This is a genomic window from Bacillus sp. FSL M7-0558 (assembly GCF_038003245.1).
Taxonomy (GTDB): Bacteria; Bacillota; Bacilli; order Bacillales; family Bacillaceae; genus Bacillus; species Bacillus pumilus.
Window position 1 is genome coordinate 1106247 of the sequence record NZ_JBBOOU010000001.1, and the last position, 20764, is coordinate 1127010.

The window sequence follows — 20764 nt, forward strand, 5'->3', positions numbered from 1 at the left end:
GATAAAGGGGGAAATAACAGATGGGAACGCATTTACATATTACAGCATGGGTGCTAGGAATTATTTTATTCTTCGTGGCCTTTGCTCTAGCAGGTAAAAACGACAAAGGTGCTAAAATTGTGCACATGATTGTCAGACTATTGTACTTGATCATTATCGCCACAGGCGTAGAGCTGTATGTTCGCACAGGAATGAAGATTCCAGGTTTCGGTGGCGAGTATATCGGTAAAATGATTTTCGGTATCCTTGTGATCGGCTTCATGGAAATGGTTCTTGTACGCAAGAAAAAAGGAAAATCGGTGACTGGTGTATTGATTGGTTTTATCGTACTCGCGATTGTGACCATTCTTCTCGGGTTACGTCTGCCAATCGGTTTCCATATCTTTTAACATAAAAAGGACATTGCTTATACGAAGCACTGTCCTTTTTATATGCCTTCAAATTGCGAAACTGACCGGTGACCGTCAGAAGTGGTCCATTCAAAACGAATTTGACCTGCGGCGGAGTCGTGGTGACATTGAAGGGCAAGTGATTGTGTATCTGTCGAAAACTGAAAGAAAGAAACTCGTTGAAAAGAATGAAAGGAAGAGAAAACACAATCGTAGACAGAAAAGCCAAGCTGCTCTACCTGTGCAATGATTTCATAAAAGACGTTTTCAGGAACGAACATCAGGAGGTCAAGCCATCCTTTGGCAAGTGATGCTGTATATTGAATCACTTCACCGCCTCGTACTTCTAACAGCTGTCCACTTTCATGAAGGATCATGGAGCCGAGCAGTTCCCCTTTTGTCCACCTGTCATTATCCTTCAAACAGATCATCGTGCTTTGAAGACTTTCTGGTAGCATGATTTCTCCTTCTTCATCTTCAATCAGACAATGCCCGTTTTCAATGAGTAAATACCCGCTGCACCATCTTCGGCTGCAGCGTTCAAGCTGCCTCATTCGTTTTTCCATTTGCAGACGCTCCTTTCCTCTTTCTTTTCTTACCAAATCATGCTTGTCCTATACGCCCGAGAAAAAAGGACAAATCAACTATCAAGGAGACGATGCATAAACTAAGAAAGGCTGAATGAGAATACTTGAGGAAAAACGGATGGGAGCTGATGATGATGTGTGGAATAACAGGCTGGGCAGACTTTAAAAAGCAGCTCATCCAACAGGACCATGTAATCAATCAAATGACAGATACATTATCTAAAAGAGGGCCAGACGATACAAATACGTGGAAAAGTGAGCACGTTCTATTTGGGCATAAAAGATTAGCGGTTGTAGATGTAGAAGGCGGAAAACAGCCGATGACATATACACATCAAAACCATGCTTATACCGTTGTATACAATGGAGAGCTTTATAACACAGAGGATATAAGAAAAGAATTGTTAAAAAGGGGCCACCGCTTTCTTGGGCATTCTGATACAGAGGTACTTCTTCACGCCTACACAGAATGGAAGGAAGAGTGTGTGACCCATTTTAATGGTATTTTTGCATTTGCGATTTGGGATAGTGAGCGTGAATTATTATTTGCAGGGAGAGATCGGCTCGGCGTCAAGCCATTTTTCTATACAGAACGTCATCATTCCTTTTTATTTGGTTCAGAAATCAAAGCGCTTCTTGCTCATCCTGATATGAAAGCAAAAGTCGATCATGAGGGATTATCGGAGATTTTTGGTTTAGGACCGTCTAGAACACCAGGGCAAGGAGTGTTTAAAGGGGTAAAAGAGCTGAGACCTGCTCATGCCTTGACCTTTTCAAAAAACGGATTGCGTGTGTGGAGATACTGGAATGTCAAAAGCAAGGCGCATACGGACTCGCTCGATGACACAGCACAGCACGTCAAGGATCTCTTTACAGATGCCGTCACAAGGCAGCTCGTCTCTGATGTGCCTGTTTGTACATTTTTATCGGGGGGCGTTGATTCGAGTGCCATTACCGCCATTGCCGCTAAGCACTTTGAGAAAATAGGGAAAGCACCGCTTCATACGTATTCGGTTGACTACGAAGGGAATGATCAATTCTTTGAAGCAAGTCAATTCCAGCCAAATGCGGACGGTCCATGGATTGACCACATGACCAAGGCGTTTCAAACGAATCATCACAGCTGCATCATTGGACAAAAGGAGCTGGCTACTTATTTAAAGGAAGCGGTTGAGGTCCGAGACTTACCGGGTATGGCAGATATTGATTCTTCCTTGCTTTGGTTCTGCCGAGAAATTAAAAAGGACTTTGTGGTTGGTTTGTCAGGTGAATGTGCGGATGAAATTTTTGGAGGCTATCCTTGGTTTCATTCGGCAAATGAAACGAATGGTTTTCCTTGGATGAGATCGACGGAAGCTAGAACGCAGCTCTTACAAGACTCGTGGCAAAAGAAGCTGTCACTAAAAGAATATGCACAAAGCAAATATGAAGAAACCGTGGCTGAAACGCCTCTTTTAGATGGAGAAACTGGAGTAGATAAAGCCCGGAGAGAACTTTTTTACTTAAATATGGTCTGGTTTATGACAACGCTGCTAGATCGAAAAGACCGAATGAGTATGGGGGCGAGTCTTGAGGTACGTGTACCATTTGCGGACCATCGCCTTGTCGAATATGTATGGAATATTCCTTGGGAAATGAAAATGCATGGAAATCGTGAAAAAGGGGTTTTACGTAAAGCATTAGAGGGAATTTTACCGAATGAAGTGCTTTATCGCAAGAAGAGTCCTTACCCGAAAACACATCATCCAGCCTATACCCAGGCTGTAAAAGAGATGTTAATAGACTGCCTTGCTCAAAAAGATTCTGTCCTTCACGAATTTCTAGATCCGAATCAATTAAAGCAGCTGATTGAAACGGAAGGAGCTTCCTTTCAAGTGCCTTGGTATGGCCAGCTCATGAAGGGCCCGCAATTAATCGCTCATCTGGCGCAAATTCATCATTGGTTTGAAACGTATCGAATTGATATAGAAGCGTAATAAAGGGTCGGCTTTCTTACATTTGTTGAAGGGAAGCCGGCTTTTTTTGATACATAACATGAGACGAATAGAGCACATCGAAAGTTGATCTAATCTTTCTCATTTGTATAATTAACTTAAAGTGAATTAATTTGGAGGAAAAAGGATAATGAAAATCATTGTGATCGGAGCAGGACCAGGGGGACTTGCGGCAGCTATGATGCTTCAAAGCAAAGGACATGACGTTCATGTATACGAAAAGCAGCCCTTTATCGGCGGACGAAACGCTAAGTTTCAACTGGGTGATTTCACGTTTGATACGGGTCCTACCTTTCTCAGCATGATTCATATTGCAGAGGAGCTGTTCACCTTTGCTGGTAAAAATCTTTATGACTATATTGATGTGATCGAATTAAAAGAAATGTATAGATTGATTTTTCAAGACGATCAGCTAGATATGATACGAGATCGTGATGAAATGTATAGACGGTTAGAAGCCTTTGCAACTGGAGAGGGCGAAGGGTATATTCGATTTATGAACGATACGAAGCGAAAAATGGATCGGCTTACACCTATTTTACAAAGTAAAATGGATCGTTTTCATCATTATTTGCGTCCAAAGGTGCTCAAAGCACTTCCGCAGCTTTCATTGAATAAGAGTTTATATGATGTGCTGTCAGATTATTTCTCAAATGAATCAGTGAAATATGCGTTTACATTTCAATCAAAGTATTTAGGTATGTCACCGTGGGAGTGCCCTGGTGCTTTCTCCATTCTATCATTTATGGAGCATGGCACAGGTGTGTTCCATCCGAAGGGCGGGGTCAATCAGCTGTCAGAAGCGATGGCAAAAGCGGCGGTTGAAGCTGGAGCAACGATTCATCTGTCAGCCGGCGTCGAAAAACTGCTGACAGAAGGCAGGAAGGTAAAAGGCATTCGCTTAGAATCTGGGGAAGAAATACAGGCAGATGAGGTTGTCGTAAATGGAGACTTTGCACATGTGATGACAAAGCTTGTAGAGCCAGGACTTTTAAAGAAATATAGCGAGAAAAAATTAAAAAAGAAAAAATTCTCATGCTCCACCTTTATGCTTTATTTAGGATTAGATACCATATATGAGGAGCCGCATCATACCATCGTATTTTCCGATGATTATGCGCAATTCGTCAAAGGCATTACGAAAACATATGAGCTGCCAGATGATCCATCTATTTATATTCAAAATGCTAGTGTCACAGATGACTCACTTGCGCCAAAAGGAAAGTCAGCTCTTTATGTATTGGCACCTGTTGCCAACAATCAAAGCGGCATTGACTGGGAAGCGCATCAAGATGAATTTAGAGAACTTGTACTGAATACACTGGAGCGAAAAACCGGTTTTAAGAATGTAAGGCAGCATATAGAAGTCGAACGGATGATCACACCGAAGCAATGGGAGGAAGACCTTTACGTATACGAAGGAGCCACATTTAACCTTGGTCACCAGCTGACGCAGATGATGGTTCTAAGGCCGCACAATGAATTTGATGAATTGGATCATTGCTGGCTCGTAGGAGGAGGAACGCACCCAGGAAGCGGACTGCCGACCATTTTAGAATCAGCACGCATCACGACAAATGCGATTCTTTCAAAAGAGAAACATACGCACAAAACATTGCCGCAACAAGAAAAGGGGAGCGCCTCATGACAAAACATATATTGATTGCAGGTGGCGGTATTGGCGGGATGATCTCAGCACTTTATTTAAAAAAAGCGGGACATGATGTTACGCTTATCGAAAAAAACGAGCAACTTGGCGGAAGACTTGCTTTTGTAAGTGAGAAGGGATATAAAGTAGATGAAGGTCCAACCATTGTCCTACTTCCAGATATGTTAAAAGGTATTTTACATGAGGTAGGAATTGACGAAGCATCTCTTGATCTTTTGCAGCTTGATCCGCTGTATACGATTCAATTTCAAGATGGAACCTCCTACACGAAGTACTCCGATGCATTTCGTCAGCTAGAGGAAATCAGACGTGTATTTCCAAAGGAAGATCAAGGATTCCTAAGGTTTATGGAAGAAATGACAGACCGGTTTCAAGAAGGACAACAAGCTTTTCTAGAGAAATCATTTCATGAAAAGCGTACATTTTTTACAAAAGCAAACATGAAAATTTTAATGAAATTAAAGGCGTATCGCACGGTTCAAAGTGCCCTGAAAAAGTATTTCTCAGACGAACGCCTGCGAGATGCATATGCACTTCAAACCCTCTATGTCGGAGGAAATCCATATGAAGCATCTGCTATATATTCGCTTGTTTCATATAGTGAGCACGCACATGGAATCTACTATTTAAAAGGCGGCTATGCGAGTTTAGTAGATATATTGGAAGGGCAGCTCATGAAAATGGGTGTGCATGTGAGAAAAAATGTCGAAGTCACGGAGCTAGAGTTTGATGGGAAGCGCGTGGTTAAAGCAAAAGTCAGTGACGCCCATATAGCAGCTGATGCCTTTGTCATCAACGGAGATTATCCAGCTGCGTTAAAACAGCTTGGTTTAGACGAACAAGATCGGCGAAAATACGTGCCGTCCTCTGGCTGTGTAATGGTGTATCTCGGGTTAAACAAAATGTACCATGATGCGCCTGTGCATCAATTCTTTATGGGCGAACACTTTGATCAGCATATGAAAGAGGTTTTTCAAACGAAGACGATCCCTCAAGATCCGTCGTTTTATACATTTAATCCATCGATCATTGATCCATCTCTTGCCCCGGAAGGCTGTAGTGTTTTATATATGCTGATTCCCGTTCCCTCAGGAGATCATATCAACTGGGAAGAGGAGAAAGATTTTGTAGAGAAAATGGTCGATCGTCTTGAGAAAAGAGGCTTTCCAAGATTGCGAGAGTCGATTGTCTGGAAAAAAATCAGAACACCAAATGATTCCTTGCGAGAAGGATTGTTTGAAGGTGGCAGCTTTGGACTTGCGCCTAACTTATTTCAATCAGGTGTGTTCCGCCCGCAAGTGAAGGCAGCTGAGACCGATAATCTTTATGCGGTAGGTGCTTCCATCCATCCTGGTGGCGGAGTGCCGATCGTGATGCAAAGTGCGAAGCTGATGGCGTCTGTGCTGTTAAAAGATTTGAATGACAGAAAGGAAGTGAAACTAAGTGGTTGATGTACAAACAGCATTGAAATTGTGTGAGGAGACCATTCAAACCCATTCTAAAACGTTTTACCGTGCCTTTTCCATGCTGCCTAAAAAGAAAAGACAGGCCGTCTGGGCCGTGTATTCCTTTTGCCGGAGAGCAGATGATATTGTAGATGAGTCCCCCTCGCCAAAAGAGGAGCTTGCCTCCTTTCGAGAGACGTTTGATCGATTTTTACAAGGTGAGGTAGATCGGAATGATCCGATGTGGGTGGCGCTAGCACATACATTTCAAGAGTTTCGTATGGATGAAGCCCCGTTCCGTGACTTGCTCCAAGGTCAGGAGATGGATTTAGAGCAGCACCGATATGAAACGTTAGATGAACTGCTCATTTATTCCTACCATGTTGCTAGTACCGTTGGACTTATGCTGCTTCCTATTATTGCACCGCGTAAAAAAGAACAGCTAAAAGAAGCAGCGATTTCATTAGGGATTGCCATGCAGCTGACCAATATTCTTCGTGACATTGGCGAGGATAAGGCTGAAAGAGACCGCATTTATTTGCCAAAGCAAGTCATGGATCAATTCGGATATACAGAGCAAGAATTGCAAGAAGGCATTATCAATCAAGCATTTCAGCACGTATGGGAGTACATTGCCTTTGAGGCAGAGGCATACTACGAGGAGTTTTTTGACCATCTTCATGAATTCCCGCTCTATTCACGTATACCAGTGAAAGCAGCTGCTCACTTTTATAAAGCCATTTTAGATAAAACAAGAGAAAATGAATACCGCGTGTTTACACAGCGATCATTTATTTCGAACCAAGAAAAAGAACTTATTTTAGAAGATATTACGTAAAAAAGGACTGCACCCGCAGTCCTTTTTATGTGGAAGAAAAGCGATGCTCTGTCCAAACTCTTGAACGCCACCGCCTATACATAAAGATGCCTCTTACCCATTCATCCACGATAAAAGAAATCCAAATCCCAATGAGGCCCATTTCAAGCTGAATGCCTAACAAGTAAGCGATCGGAAGCCCGATGCCCCACATTGAAATCATCGCCATATACACTGGAAACTTCGCGTCGCCAGCAGCCCGCAAGGAATTAATAATGACCATATTAAAAGAACGGCCCGGTTCTAAAATAATGGTCAAAAGGAGGAGGGTGGCGGCGGTTTGAATGATCTCGCTGTTGCTAGTAAAGAAAGCAAGCAAATGCGTCGATGATAAAGATAAAGCAGTGGAAGAAAGAAGGGAGATGCCAATGGCCCAGTATAAGCTTTTCATGCATCTGTGATAGGCAGCATCGAATTCCTTCGCCCCAATATGGCGCCCAATTAAAATTTGTGTCCCTTGGCTAATGGCTGCACCAAATAGCATAATGAACATCATGATATTTTGAGTATAAACCTTTGCTGCTAATGCCTGCGTCCCCATAAATGTAATAAACAGTGTAATAATCATTTGGGAGCCGTTATAAGAAAGCTGCTCTCCAGCAGAAGGAATCCCGATCTTTAGCAGCTTTTTTAAATATGTCCGCTGGATGTGAAACATCTTCTTTAGTGAAAAGCGTAATCCAATTCGGCGGCGTACAATGAGGATCATGGCCATTAATCCGATCAATCGAGCGAGTGAGGTCGAAAAAGCGACCCCCATGACACCTAATACAGGGAAACCAAACGGACCAAAAATCACCAAATAGTTACCAGCAACGTTTAACAAGTTCATTCCGATAGTGACATACATCGTATCTCTTGTATATCCGTAGCTTTTTAAAATAGCACTATACGTCATAATGAGCGCTTGAATAAAAGAAAGCAGCCCGACAATTTGTAAAAATATAGTCGCATCCGGCATGAGCTCACTTGATAGGCCCATCAGGTGTAAAATGGGAACAGCTAATCCAAACATGAGAAGGCTAATGACAAAGCTAATCAAGAAATTGGTTCCTAGTGAGACATAGGCGACTTGAGTCGCTTCCTGCTTGCGGCTCGCTCCTAAAAGCTGCGCAATCACAATCGTCGTTCCAGTTGTAATGAAGCTGAACATGACAATCAATAAATTCAGGAGCTGATTGCTTACACCAACTGCTGCAACACTATTATCGGAATATTGGCTGAGCATGAGGGTATCCGCGCTTCCCATCAGCATATATAAAGAGATTTCAATAAAAATAGGCCAAGTTAATGCAAATAATGAAGGGTGGTTTTTCTTCCTCCTAGCTTGAATCTTTTGAATTGGCAGTGATTGAGGTTTCATCAATCAACCTCCTTTCGTATAAATCCGATTTATAGTGTACCTTGCATCGACTATAATAAGAAGAGATGAAACCGAAACTTATTGGAGAAATCCGACTTCATAAGGGGATGAATATGAATCGATTTATTACATTTACTGTACCGCCGTTCCCGGTTTATATCGCTTCAGGCAAAGGCGTATTTCATCAAGGAGAAAGACATATCTCTAGAACCTTCACCGTGTTTGATCTTCTTTATGTCACAAGAGGGCAGCTATGGATCACAGAGGACAGAAAGGCTCATCACGTAAAAGAAGGAGAATATATCATTCTCTCACCTGGCTTGTCGCATGGCGGACACCTGCCATGCGAAGAAGATACGCACTATGAGTGGCTGCATTTCTCAATTGATCCATATGAGCTGACGAATCGGCCGAGAGAACACTGGTTTGATATGAAACAAAATCAAGCCACCTTTGAAAAGCCGGCAACATATGAATTTAGCCTGCCCCGTAAAGGAAAAGTGAAAGGAAGAAATGTATTAGAAAAGCATCTTGCACAGATGCGGGCCCTAAATGATGACGCGTCTGAACTGCCGCTGAAAAAACAGCTTCAGTTTGAAGAACTGCTCATTCATTTACAAAAAGAAGCATTTCATATTCCAAGTGCAAAGGAGAATGTCGCCTCAGAAGTGGTTCATTATCTTGAGCGTCACTTTATGAAGAAACTGCAAATGGAGGAGCTTGCAGAGAAGCTGCACTATCACCCTGATTACATGACAAGGTGTATGCAGACGGTGTATGGACTCACGCCAAACCAATATATCAATCGTCTCAAGGTCGAAAAAGCCAAAAGCATGCTTGCCTCAACGAATGATAAAATCGCAGCGATTGCTGATCACGTAGGCATTGATGATCCTACTTATTTTTCTAAGCTGTTTCGGCAAAACGAAGGCATGACGCCTATCGAGTACCGTCATCTTGCAAAAAGAACGACAAAGTAAAGGAACGTGAACAGATGAAAAGGGAAAAACAAAAGCTTGTGAACATACGACCATTAAACGAAGCTGATTTAGAGTTGGTATGGCATTTAAGATTCAAAGCACCAGACCAGTCCTATCGAGAGTGGAACGCCCCATATTTTCATGAACACGAAATCCCGCTTGCTGCTTTTAAAAAACGATACTTACAGGATACATCCATTCCGCCAAAGCTATATGGTATTGAAATAGACGGCGAAATCAAAGGCACCGTGTCATATTATTGGGAGAATGAACGTACACGGTGGCTTGAATGCGGCATTCTCATTTATGATTCGCGCTTTTGGAGCGGTGGCGTTGGGACAAAGGCATTAAGTCTATGGACTGATAAGTTATTTACACACATTGATATTCCTCGAATTGGTCTTACTACATGGTCGGGAAATGAACGGATGATGCGGTGCGCAGAGAAATGCGGGTTTATCCTTGAGGGAAGACTGCGAAAGGTCCGTTACTACCAAGGAGAGTATTATGATTCGATGCGTTACGGGATGCTGAGAGAGGAATGGCAAAGCCTTCTGCAACATTCAACTGAATAATTCCTTTTCTTTTTAGTACAAAAGTAGCGTATGATTGAATAAACTAAAAAAGAAGGGTGACGAATGAGTTGCGCTGGATTACCGGATGGTTTGTGTCGATTATAGTGGCCGTTTACCTATTTGTAGATGCGCCTAAACATGGGAAGAATAAATGGCTGTGGGCGATTTTAGGCCTTTTATTCGGGCTCTTTACATTTGGAATATACCTGATCAAAACAGGAAGAAAAGGATTGGGCTGGACGGTTCTGATCGTGTCCATTATCATCTATTCTATTTTCATTCTAGTCTATGTCTTTTACTTCTTATTGCTGATGATCGGATACTCAAACGCATAATAGAAAGCACGCGTGTACATAAGGAGGAGTTTGAACGTGAGACTTACAGGGTTATTCGTTTCACTTGCTGTTGCCATTTATTTATGGTTTGATGCGCCAAAGCATGATAAAGACAAATGGCTGTGGGCCATTTTAGGTGTCTTATTTAGTACGATCGTTCTCGGTATTTATTTGATCAAGACAGAGAGGAAGGGACTTGGCTGGACCATTCTTATTTTAACGATTTTGTTTTACCTCATGTTGCTCATCTCTGTTTTGATCGGTATCATTCTTTTTTATCAGGTGGGTCCTTCATGATGAAGGGCTTTTTTCTTTTACCTTTTGCGCTGGCACACCTGCAATAACAATTTTCTCCTCGTGAAAGGAACGGTTTACCACAGCATTTGCTCCGATGGAAATATGATCTGCAATATAGATATCCCCAAACAGCTTAGCACCTGGGCCAATCCATACATGATCCCCAATGGTTGGTACATCTTTTTCATGATGATTCTGACCAATATTCACCCCTTGATGAATATCACAAAATGCCCCAATTTTTGCATGTTTGTTCACAATTAAGAGACCCGTATGATTGATTCTAAGACCGGGACCGAAGACACCAATCGGAATATCAAAGCCAAGCTGCATGCCTTTCTTTTTATGTAAATAGCGATAGAACCATTTGCGAAGTTCAGCACCGCTATTAGAATAGTATTCATATTTTCGTAAAATCCTTTGATATTTCCATATATCATCCCCAAACCACTTAGGTCGTTTGCGCTTAATGGCTAATGCTTTCTTGTCCTGAGCTAAGTAGTGGTGGAGATCATGCTTTGTTAAAATCATCAGATCCCTCTCCATTCCCTTTTGTTTCAGAGAAATTATACCATTATAACCATTTATATCAATATAGAATGACGTTTCTTTTTTTCCTTTTCTACATCACTTTCATCCACTTTCCCATATAAAATAAGTGCTTTGTCATGAATAGAACAAAAGAACCAGGAAGAATGATTTGTAATTTTTTTCTACATTATTTTGTCTCACGCGTTTATTCTCCCTATAGCAGTAGAGGTTTGTCAAAATGACACGAAATTACTCGTTAAATAGAGAATATAGTATTCATATGCTTTTAGAATCATCTTTTTGAATACAATTGACTTTCATATCTCACATCCTCTAGGCTAGTAAATGAAAATGATAATCTTTATCAATTGGAGGAGTGTTTTATTATGTCCATCAAAACCGTTTCTAAAAATCAGCAATTTTTAGAGCAGCAAAGTCAAAGAGAATCGAATGCAAGGTCTTATCCGAGACGGTTCCCATTAGCCATGCAAAAAGCCGAGGGTATGATCGTGACAGATGCGGATGGCAGAGAGTTTTATGACTGCCTGGCAGGCGCAGGAACACTTGCACTTGGTCACAATCATCCAGTTGTTATAGATGCAATTGAACGTATGCTTCATGAAAAAAGACCGTTGCATACGCTGGACATAACCTCAGAAATTAAAGAAGAATTTGTGAATGAAATTTTTTCTCACTTGCCAGAAGAGTTTGCAAAAAGAGCCAAAATTCAATTTTGTGGACCAACTGGTGGTGACGCCATAGAAGCAGCAATTAAATTAGTCAAAACAGCGACAGGGAATCGAAGCATTCTATCTTTCCATGGTGCGTATCACGGTGCGACACATGCCACGATGTCATTAAGCGGGAATTTATCTCCAAAGGAAAGAGTGCAAGGGTTAATACCTGATGTTCATTTTATGCCTTACCCATATGAATATCGCTGCCCATTTGGAATTGGTGGGAAGAATTCGCACCGCATTTCAAGTTCGTATATTGAGCGCGTATTAAATGATCCTGAAAGTGGTATTCTTCCGCCAGCAGGTATGATCTTTGAAGCAGTGCAGGGCGAGGGGGGCTCCATTCCAGCATCGATTGAATGGATGAAAGAAATGAGAAGAATCACAAAAGAAAAAGGGATTCCGCTCATTATTGATGAGGTTCAATCAGGCATCGGCCGAACAGGGAAGATGTTTGCCTTTGAACATGCAGGAATTGTACCTGACGTTATTGTGCTGTCAAAAGCCATTGGTGGAAGCCTGCCGCTTTCAGTTGTGATTTATGATCAAGATTTAGATCAATGGAATCCAGGTGCACACATCGGGACATTTAGAGGGAATCAAATGGCGATGGCTGCTGGAACTGCTACGCTTAAATTTATCAAAGAAACCAACCTGCTTGATCATGTAGAACAGTTAGGAGATCGTATGCAGGCGCATCTAAAAGACATCCAAAAACAAGTCCCTGCTCTCGGTGATGTTCGAGGGAGAGGCTTAATGATTGGCGTTGAAGTAGTAGGTCCAAATGAGAAACAGGATGTGGACGGAAGCTATCCAGCGAATCCAGAGCTGGCCAGTCTTATTCAAAAGAATTGCTTCGACAAAGGCTTAATTGTGGAGACAGGAGGCCGTTTCGGAAGTGTTATTCGATTCTTGCCACCACTCATTATGACAGAAGAACAGCTTGAAAAAGTCATCGCTATTTTTAAAGAGGCCGTGTACGATGCAATCAACTAAGGCTTCAGTGGATTCATTATTTATCAATCAAAGCCAGCTTGGAAGAGAGTCCTTCCAAGCGGCTCTTCATACATCTATCGACAGCTTACTGGATCAATGGCAAAAAGACACAGGACCATACAGTGGAATATTGCCTGGGAAATTAGCGGATAGTGTCGAATCGCTATTCCGATTTCAACCGTCTGGTGAATCCATTGAATCCGTCTTTCAAGATATAAAAGAACATCTTTTGCCGCATTTGATTGATGTATCGCATCCTAAATGCTTGGCACATCTGCATTGTCCACCGCTTATTCCTGCACTTGCCGCAGAGGTGATGGTAAGTTCCTTTAACCAATCAATGGATTCCTTTGATCAAAGCGGTATTGCTTCTTTGGTTGAGGAAGAAATTCTCAAGTGGCTATGTGCGAAATTTTCTTATGGCGGCCTAGCAGATGGGACATTTACAAGCGGTGGAACCCAATCTAACTACATGGGGCTGCTTCTAGCGAGAGATGCCTTTTGTGAAAACACATGGCAGTGGAATGTTCAGCAGAAAGGCTTACCAAGTGAATCTCACCGCATGAGAATCCTTTGCTCGAAGAATGCTCACTTCACTGTGAAAAAATCTGCCTCCCAGTTAGGTTTAGGAGAGCAGGCAGTCGTACTAGTCGAGACAGATGAGCATCATCGAATGGACCTCAATGATTTGAAAAAGAAGCTGGCTGAGTTGAAGGAGCAGAACTTGCTGCCTTTTGCGGTAGTAGCGACTTGCGGGACAACGGATTTTGGCAGTATTGATCCAGTTCGAGAGGTATATGACCTCGTCAAGCCATACGGTCTGTGGATTCACGCGGATGCTGCCTACGGCGGAGCACTTGTATTAAGCGAAACCTACCGTAAGAAATTAGACGGTATTGAGCTTGCTGATTCAATCACGATTGACTTTCATAAACAATTTTATCAGCCGATATCCTGCGGGGCATTTTTGCTAAAGGATAAAAGACATTTTGGTTTGATCAATTATCATGCCGATTATCTTAATCCAAAGGAAGACGAGCTCGATGGTATTCTACATCTCGTCAATAAATCTGTCCAAACGACGCGCCGGTTTGATGCTCTGAAATTACTTCTTTCTCTTCGTTTAATTGGAGAAGAAGGCTTTGGAGAAATCATTGACCATACCATTCATTTTGCAAAGGATGTGGCCGCGCTTATTGAGAGAAATGATGACCTTGAAGTGATCAATCCTGAGCCAGAAATCAATGCAGTTGTGTTCCGATTTAAGGATGACGATCAAACAGATGACATCAATAAAATCATTCATCGGACATTATTCAAAACAGGAACTGCTGTCATTGCGAAAACAGTGGTGAATGACCGAACATGCTTAAAATTCACTTTGTTAAATCCGAGAACGACAATCACACATATTGAGGAAATCCTTTCTGACATCGTTGATATCGGGATCGCTCATATTCAATCCGGGAGGGTACTACGTTGAGTCAATATAAACAAATGGCTGAAAATGCAACCATGCAAAGCTTTTTAAACTGTTTTTTACGCGAAACAGGAATCGATCGATCTGCAAAAAAAGAGACGAGAGCAGATGGCTCGCTTGTCTTCATCGCAAAACTAGCAAAACAAGATCTAGAGCTTGTGATTCCGATCCGATATGTTTCATCTGTTGGCCGCCATCTCTTTGATTTTCCGATTCGCTTTCGCCCGCAAGGCAGTGAACAAGAGGGCGCAATCGTCGATTACACGACACTTGTTGCTTTATGTTCAAAGGAGCTTCTCATTGAATATGGCCGTACAGATGCAGAGGATGAATTCATGCTTCGCATCATTTTAAGCTGCCGAAATATTGAACGGTTCTTAAAGGAGCGAGAAAGTGATCGAGCCGCTCTTTCTGAAGCCGATTTTGAGTATATCGAGGCTGAGCAGTCACTTCTCCTTGGTCATTTAACGCATCCTACCCCAAAAAGCAGACAAGGAATGACAGAGGAGGAGGAAGCGATCTATTCTCCTGAGCTGAAAGGGGCTTTCCATCTTCATTACTTTAAAGCGCATCATTCGATTGTGCTTCAGGATTCGTCAATTACACAGTCTGCGGCAAGCCTCATGCTAGAGGAGCTCTTGCGCCAGGTACCAGCAGAAAAAGAGAGACTGAATACGTTAGTAGAAAACGGAGAATATGTGCTCATTCCGATTCACCCGCTGCAAGTCAAAGTGGTCATGGAGAAGGCATTTGTGAACCGTTATATAGAGGAAGGGAAACTCACTTATTTAGGACCGATCGGTTCTGAATACACAGCGACCTCATCCTTCAGAACCGTCTATCAAAAGGATTCTGCTTACATGCTCAAATTCTCTGTTCCTGTGAAAATTACAAACTCCTTACGTGTTAATAAACAAAAGGAACTGGATCGCGGTGTAGAGATGTCGCGCATTTTAAAAACAGAATTAGGCGTTTCTTTATACGATAAATTTTCTGGATTCCGGGTCATTGAAGATCCCGCCTATTTATCCATTCAAGGAGAAGAGGCGGAATCTGGCTTTGAAGTAGTCATTCGTCAAAATCCATTTTTACATCGTGAAAAAGGGGCAAGCTTAATTGCTGGATTATGTCAGGATCATGCGTATGGTGGAAAATCGCGATTAGCAGGGATCATTCATGACCTTGCAGACGCAGAAGGCCGATCACTGGAGGCTGTGAGCCAAGATTGGTTTAAGCAATATTTAACTATTTCGTTAGAACCGATGCTCTGGCTGTTTGAAACGTATGGTCTTGCACTGGAAGCCCATCAGCAAAACGCTGTTGTGCAAATGAAGGGTGGTTACCCGCACACCTTCTATTATCGTGACAACCAAGGCTACTACTATAGTGAATCGAAAAAGGATAAACTCGCAAATCTTGTCCAAAACCTGAGCGTGAGAAGTGAAACGATTTGTGCAGATGAGGTAGCTGTTGAGAGACTGCGTTATTATTTCTTCTTTAATCATTTATTTGGTCTCATTAACGGCTTTGGTACAGAAGGTCTGGCGAAAGAAGAAGACTTGCTCGCCCTTGTGAGAGACACATTGCTCGCTCATGAGGAAACATACGGTGCATCTGAGCTGACAAACAGCCTTCTGCGCTCAAAAGAACTGCCTTCAAAAGCGAATTTGCTGACACGGTTTGAAGATATGGATGAACTGACAGGATCTCTGGAAACACAGTCTCGTTACACAGCTGTCTTGAATCCGCTCTTTTTACATAAGGAGGCGCTGATTGGATGAGGGATCGTATTAAGTTTATTCGCGCTGAATATGAAAGAGATGTCCGGCTTGTCCACAAGTGGATGCAAGAGGAGTATGTTCACCCATTTTGGCATTTGAATATTCCGTTTCCTGCTTTTGAAAAGCATTTTTATCAGGCGATTCATGATCCGCATCAAACCCTTTATTTAGGTACAATTGATGGGACACCCATGAGTTATTTTGAGGCGTACAACGTCAAAGGTGATGTCATTGAATCTTACTATCAGCCTTCTCCGCATGATCAAGGAATCCATCTATTAATAGGGGAGCCGGATTATGTAGGAAAAGGTTTTGCTACTCCGCTGCTCCAGGCCATGACAGCATTTCAATTTGAGCAGAATAAACGAACAGAAAAAGTCGTCGCTGAGCCGGATATTCGCAATGAAAAAATGATCCATGTATTTGAAAAATGCGGATTTGAACGTGTAAAACCAGTCAATTTACCCGATAAAACAGGTCTTTTAATGTTTTGTGATCGAGAAAGATTCGAAAGGAAGTATAACCATGACGCGGTTCAACAAGCAAAATAATGTAGTGGATGTAATAGGGATCGGCATTGGTCCGTTTAACTTAGGACTTGCCGCATTATCTGAAGAGGTAAATGAAATTGACGCTTTGTTTTTTGAAAGAAGTGAAGCTTTTCATTGGCACCCAGGGATGCTCATTGAGGGGACGACACTGCAAGTTCCCTTTTTAGCGGACCTTGTCAGTATGGCAGATGTGAAAAGTAAATATAGCTTTCTCAACTATTTACAGGAACAAAACCGTTTGTATTCATTTTACTTTCTAGAGGATTTTCATATCCCGCGCAAGGAATATAGTCATTATTGCCGCTGGGTCGCAGACCAGTTAGACTCTTGCCGATTTGGCATGAACGTCGAATCTGTCTCATTGATCGAGAAAGCAGGAGAAAAGCGATATGAAGTGCATGTGCGTCATGTGAAAGACCAAACGGTAGAGGTGTTTGAAAGTAAGCATCTCGTCTTAGGAATTGGTACACAGCCGGCGATACCAGCGTCGCTCCAGCCAGCTTTAGGAGAGAAAGTTTTTCATTCTGCTGACTATTTAAAACGAAAGAAAGAAGGCTGTTTCAAAGGGAAATCTGTGACAGTGATCGGCTCTGGTCAAAGTGCGGCAGAAGTGTTCTATGATATTTTATCAGATGATGAGGCGAAGGATATTCACTGGTTCACACGCTCTAAAGGATTTTTCCCAATGGAATATTCAAACCTTGGTCTTGAATATTTCTCTCCAGATTATATTGATTTCTTTTATGAGCTTCCGCAAACAAAAAAGGATGCGTTGTTAAAGCAGCAAGACTTGCTGTATAAGGGCATCAGCTCTGCAATGATCCGTGATATTTATCATTTGCTTTATGAACGTTCTGCCTGCGGAGAGCAGTTGAACACAGTGCTTCAAGCAATGACGGAGGTCAACTTGATTGAGGAAACAGCTCGCACCTTGTCCCTTTCATGCACGCAATGGGTCAAAGAGGACACCTTTACCCACGAGACAGATATTGTCGTACTGGCGACGGGCTATCAATCGGTACTGCCCCCGTTTATCAATCCAATTTCTCATCACATTCAATGGGACGATCAAGGACGGTTCCAAATCGAACGTGAATATCGCTTAAAAACGAATACAATGGGTGAAAATGATATTTTTGTCCAAAATGCAGAGCTTCATACACATGGCGTTGGCGCTCCAGATTTAGGTCTTGGCGCTTACCGAAACAGTGTGATTATCAATGAACTTGCTCGTCAAACCGTGTATCCACTTTATCAAAAGCACGTCTTCCAGACATTTGGTACACATAAGAACGTCAACACATTTGAAGAAATCAAAGGTTAAGGAGGATGAAGCGATGAGTGTACAAGATGAATTGAAAAAAGCGGTGAATCCGGCTGCTTGGAAAAAGGCAAACCAGCGAATGGTGGCAAAAATGCTGTCTGAATACATGTATGAGGATATGCTTCATCCCGTGCAGCTAGATCAAAAGGATGGCATTGCTCAGTATGAATTAATCATTCACGAACATAAGAAATATCGCTATCTTGCAAAACCTCGTTTGTTTGATAGTTTTGATACAATTGCTGAATCAATCGAGTGCTGTCAAGACGGAAAATGGTCAAAGGATGTCAGTGCCATTGTGTTTTTACTAGACATTCAGCCGCTCATTCCAATGTCTTCTGACACAACAGGACACCTTATAAAAGAGCTTCATCACACCTTGTTAGCAGATGTACATTTGCTGTCGAAAAAAGCACTTCGTGCGGATGAACTGACAGATACTGATTATGCATGGATTGAAGGAGAAATGACAGGCCATCCTTGGATTGTGTATAACAAAGGACGCATTGGGTTCAGTTATGATGACTACCTAGCCTATGCACCTGAAAGGCAAGAAAGTGTGCAGCTGTCTTGGATTGCTGTTCACCGGGACCTTGCGACATTCCATGCAGTCGATCATGAAAACTATGAGCAGGTAATTGCCAAAGAGTTAGATGAAGTCACGATCCGTCAATTTCACCGCGTGCTAAAGGATGAAGGATTGATTGCAGCTGATTATTATTTGATGCCTGTTCATAAATGGCAGTGGACACATATGATTATTCAGCATTTCCCAGAAGATTTGGCGTTGCGCCGGATTGTGTATGTAGGAGAGGGACTGGATCAATATATCCCGCAGCAGTCGATCAGAACCTTTACGAACATCTCAAATAAAGGCAAGCATCATATTAAACTGCCAATGAGCATTTTAAATACACTCGTGTACCGAGGACTTCCGTCAGAACGGACAGTCATTGCCCCTCGCATTACAGCGCATATTAAAGGGATCGCGGATCAAGATTCATTTTTATCTGATGTCTGCCGCGTGATATTACCTGGTGAGAATGCAAGTATTAATGTCGATCATCCTTACTATAGCAAACTGCCTGGTGCGCCGTATCAATATCTTGAAATGCTCGGTGTGATTTTTAGAGAAAGCATTTACTCGTACTTAGATGAAGGAGAGACCCCTGTTACACTTGCGGCACTCACCTATGAGGATCATGAAGGTGAGCCATATGTGAAACAGCTGATTGAAAAATCAGGTCTCTCAGCAAAAGAGTGGATGGCGAAATTTTTCCATGTGGTGATGCCGCCGCTATTGCACTTTATGTATCAATACGGCACCGTCTTTTCACCGCACGGACAAAATACGATTCTTGTGTTAAAAGATCATCAGCCTCATCGTTTGGCGATCAAAGATTTCGTCGACGATGTGAACATTAGTGATCAGCCGCTGCCTGAATTGGCTTCTCTAGGAGACGATTTAAAAGAAGTGCTGCGGAGTGAGCCGCCGGAAGGCTTAGTGCAGTTTATCTTTACAGGATTGTTTATTTGTAACCTGCGTTACGTATCAAACGTGTTAGAGAACCATCAGCTATTAGATGAAGTGACACTTTGGCGCTTGCTTGCCGAAGAAATTCAGCAGTATCAAAAGCAATTCCCACAGCTGAAGGACCGTTTTGACCTATTTGATCTATTCCAGCCGAAGCTGACAAAGCTGTGCTTAAATCGTAATCGAATGATTGATTATGGGTATGGAGACGGAGATGACCGCCCGCATGCATCAGAGCATGGAAAGGTCACAAATGCACTCGCGCATGTTCTTTCGTCCATCGGCGAGAAATAATAGAAAAGCTGTAGACATCAAGTGTCTACAGCTTTTTATATATTACGAAAATGCTTGAGAGGCAAGGAAATAAAGAAGAGCGGGATCGTTCAGCTTTTCTTTTCCACGAATCATCATAAAATGCGCTTTGTTTGTTTTCGTAAAACCTGCTTCAACAAGTGATTCATGGAGGCGCTCAGCTGTTTCCTCCTGCATATCTAAACGAATTGGACCCGAATAAGACGAAATGAGCGAACGGATCAGCGAGAGAGCTGTAAGTTCATCATTTGCAGCAAGCGGACCAATCATTAAATTGGCAGGTGTTTCAACGCCGAACGCAAAGCCCGTTGTGTCGTGATGTTCATTCTTTGCAATGATACGCTGCGCTGCCCGGTTCATCCGGTTTTTTAAAAAGCTTGATCGATTTGTGCCCGCGCCTTTTTCATCTAGTGCTTCAATACACGGAAGGTGCGATTCATCGGCAGGAGACAGGTGGATGTCATCTGACACACGAAGCGCTTCTGGGTTTGGGTTTTGCGCTTTGTAAGTCGTAATGTAACCAGCCGTGTGAAACCCGATTTTTTCGTAAACTGGCCGCCCTTGGACAGTAGCGGTTAAAACGAGAGGAATGCTTTGATCACATTGATCTAGCAGGGTGTCAATCATTTTCCTTGCAAGACCTAAGCCGCGATGTGTCTCAGATACAATGACAGCACCAATTGACGCCATTCGATCATATTGGAAAAGTCCTGCACATGAGATGACTTGTCCATCCGCTGTTGAAAAACCTGTGAAATATCCATTTGTTAAAAGAGATGTGAGCTCTTCCGCATTGTAATCAGGCCAGTCTACCTCTTGAGACAATGCGATAAGATCTGGTATGTCATCGAGTGTTAATGCTCGTTGAACAACGTTTGTCATGACGCGCAACTCCTTCTTAGCTGAATTCATCTATGTGTATCGTACCATAAGAAGGTATAGTGTAAAAATTGAAGTTTATCTAAGTTTCCCAGCAAAAAAGAACCTCCAATTTCGGAGGTTCTGCA

At 42.4% G+C, this 20764-nt stretch carries 19 protein-coding genes; 15 read left to right on the plus strand and 4 right to left on the minus strand.

Annotation, left to right across the window (positions count from 1 at the left end):
- The first annotated feature begins 20 nt into the window (after window positions 1-20).
- Entirely contained in the window at window positions 21-389 is a 369-nt protein-coding gene (locus tag MHB79_RS05370) for a YisL family protein (RefSeq protein WP_003212021.1), read from the plus strand.
- 38 nt (window positions 390-427) lie between these two features.
- Here MHB79_RS05370 and MHB79_RS05375 read toward each other — a convergent pair whose 3' ends face one another.
- Window positions 428-955: a DUF2777 family protein gene (locus MHB79_RS05375; RefSeq protein ID WP_044139877.1), complete on the minus strand. Its 528-nt coding sequence runs from the start codon at window positions 953-955 to the stop codon at window positions 428-430.
- Window positions 956-1110: 155 nt separating this feature from the next.
- Between MHB79_RS05375 and asnB the strand changes: the two genes are divergently transcribed.
- From asnB to MHB79_RS05395, 4 genes are all read left to right on the plus strand, one after another.
- Entirely contained in the window at window positions 1111-2952 is a 1842-nt protein-coding gene (gene asnB, locus MHB79_RS05380) for an asparagine synthase (glutamine-hydrolyzing) (protein WP_340989231.1), read from the plus strand.
- 148 nt (window positions 2953-3100) lie between these two features.
- Window positions 3101-4618, plus strand: coding sequence for a phytoene desaturase family protein (locus MHB79_RS05385; protein WP_340989233.1), 1518 nt, complete (start codon window positions 3101-3103; stop codon window positions 4616-4618).
- Complete coding sequence (locus tag MHB79_RS05390; RefSeq protein ID WP_340989235.1) at window positions 4615-6090, plus strand: phytoene desaturase family protein; 1476 nt, start codon at window positions 4615-4617, stop codon at window positions 6088-6090. Before MHB79_RS05385 ends, MHB79_RS05390 begins: the two co-directional genes overlap by 4 nt.
- On the plus strand, window positions 6083-6922 hold the full coding sequence (locus MHB79_RS05395) for a phytoene/squalene synthase family protein (protein WP_050945342.1): 840 nt from the start codon (window positions 6083-6085) through the stop codon (window positions 6920-6922). Before MHB79_RS05390 ends, MHB79_RS05395 begins: the two co-directional genes overlap by 8 nt.
- Before the next feature lie 25 nt (window positions 6923-6947).
- On the opposite strand, the gene MHB79_RS05400 is transcribed toward MHB79_RS05395, so the two are convergent.
- Window positions 6948-8324, minus strand: coding sequence for an MATE family efflux transporter (locus MHB79_RS05400; protein ID WP_321999174.1), 1377 nt, complete (start codon window positions 8322-8324; stop codon window positions 6948-6950).
- 113 nt (window positions 8325-8437) lie between these two features.
- On the opposite strand from MHB79_RS05400, the gene MHB79_RS05405 reads away from it, so the two are divergent.
- The 4 genes from MHB79_RS05405 to MHB79_RS05420 all read left to right on the plus strand — a co-directional run bounded on the left by MHB79_RS05405 (window position 8438) and on the right by MHB79_RS05420 (window position 10511).
- Window positions 8438-9304 (plus strand): AraC family transcriptional regulator, encoded by an 867-nt coding sequence (locus MHB79_RS05405; RefSeq protein WP_003210875.1) that lies wholly within the window; start codon window positions 8438-8440, stop codon window positions 9302-9304.
- A gap of 14 nt (window positions 9305-9318) precedes the next feature.
- Window positions 9319-9879, plus strand: a complete 561-nt coding sequence (locus MHB79_RS05410) for a GNAT family N-acetyltransferase (protein WP_003211119.1) — start codon at window positions 9319-9321, stop codon at window positions 9877-9879.
- Between the two features lie 68 nt (window positions 9880-9947).
- Complete coding sequence (locus MHB79_RS05415) at window positions 9948-10214, plus strand: hypothetical protein (protein WP_003212235.1); 267 nt, start codon at window positions 9948-9950, stop codon at window positions 10212-10214.
- A gap of 36 nt (window positions 10215-10250) precedes the next feature.
- On the plus strand, window positions 10251-10511 hold the full coding sequence (locus tag MHB79_RS05420) for a hypothetical protein (RefSeq protein WP_080984794.1): 261 nt from the start codon (window positions 10251-10253) through the stop codon (window positions 10509-10511).
- On the opposite strand, the gene MHB79_RS05425 is transcribed toward MHB79_RS05420, so the two are convergent.
- Complete coding sequence (locus MHB79_RS05425; protein WP_034620007.1) at window positions 10506-11042, minus strand: serine O-acetyltransferase; 537 nt, start codon at window positions 11040-11042, stop codon at window positions 10506-10508. The two genes, MHB79_RS05420 and MHB79_RS05425, sit on opposite strands and share 6 nt — an antisense overlap.
- Before the next feature lie 386 nt (window positions 11043-11428).
- Between MHB79_RS05425 and MHB79_RS05430 the strand changes: the two genes are divergently transcribed.
- Genes MHB79_RS05430 through MHB79_RS05455 form a run of 6 tightly spaced genes read left to right on the plus strand, consistent with a single transcriptional unit; the run spans window position 11429 to window position 19739 of the window.
- A complete protein-coding gene (locus MHB79_RS05430) occupies window positions 11429-12775 on the plus strand; it encodes an aspartate aminotransferase family protein (RefSeq protein ID WP_113386925.1) in 1347 nt (448 codons plus the stop codon).
- Window positions 12762-14258, plus strand: coding sequence for a pyridoxal phosphate-dependent decarboxylase family protein (locus MHB79_RS05435; RefSeq protein ID WP_106035937.1), 1497 nt, complete (start codon window positions 12762-12764; stop codon window positions 14256-14258). Before MHB79_RS05430 ends, MHB79_RS05435 begins: the two co-directional genes overlap by 14 nt.
- Entirely contained in the window at window positions 14255-16036 is a 1782-nt protein-coding gene (locus tag MHB79_RS05440; RefSeq protein WP_340989239.1) for an IucA/IucC family protein, read from the plus strand. The genes MHB79_RS05435 and MHB79_RS05440 overlap by 4 nt, the downstream gene beginning before the upstream one ends.
- Window positions 16033-16587, plus strand: coding sequence for a GNAT family N-acetyltransferase (locus tag MHB79_RS05445; protein WP_253622742.1), 555 nt, complete (start codon window positions 16033-16035; stop codon window positions 16585-16587). The genes MHB79_RS05440 and MHB79_RS05445 overlap by 4 nt, the downstream gene beginning before the upstream one ends.
- Window positions 16562-17911 carry a lysine N(6)-hydroxylase/L-ornithine N(5)-oxygenase family protein gene (locus tag MHB79_RS05450; protein ID WP_340989242.1) on the plus strand — a complete coding sequence of 450 codons (1350 nt, stop codon included), beginning with the start codon at window positions 16562-16564 and terminating at the stop codon, window positions 17909-17911. Before MHB79_RS05445 ends, MHB79_RS05450 begins: the two co-directional genes overlap by 26 nt.
- Before the next feature lie 13 nt (window positions 17912-17924).
- The gene (locus MHB79_RS05455) at window positions 17925-19739 is read left to right on the plus strand and encodes an IucA/IucC family protein (RefSeq protein WP_340989243.1); all 1815 of its coding nucleotides are present in this window, start codon (window positions 17925-17927) and stop codon (window positions 19737-19739) included.
- A gap of 42 nt (window positions 19740-19781) precedes the next feature.
- Here the strand turns inward: MHB79_RS05455 and MHB79_RS05460 are convergent, their stop codons facing one another.
- Window positions 19782-20639 (minus strand): GNAT family N-acetyltransferase, encoded by an 858-nt coding sequence (locus MHB79_RS05460; RefSeq protein WP_339161728.1) that lies wholly within the window; start codon window positions 20637-20639, stop codon window positions 19782-19784.
- Window positions 20640-20764: the final 125 nt, after the last annotated feature.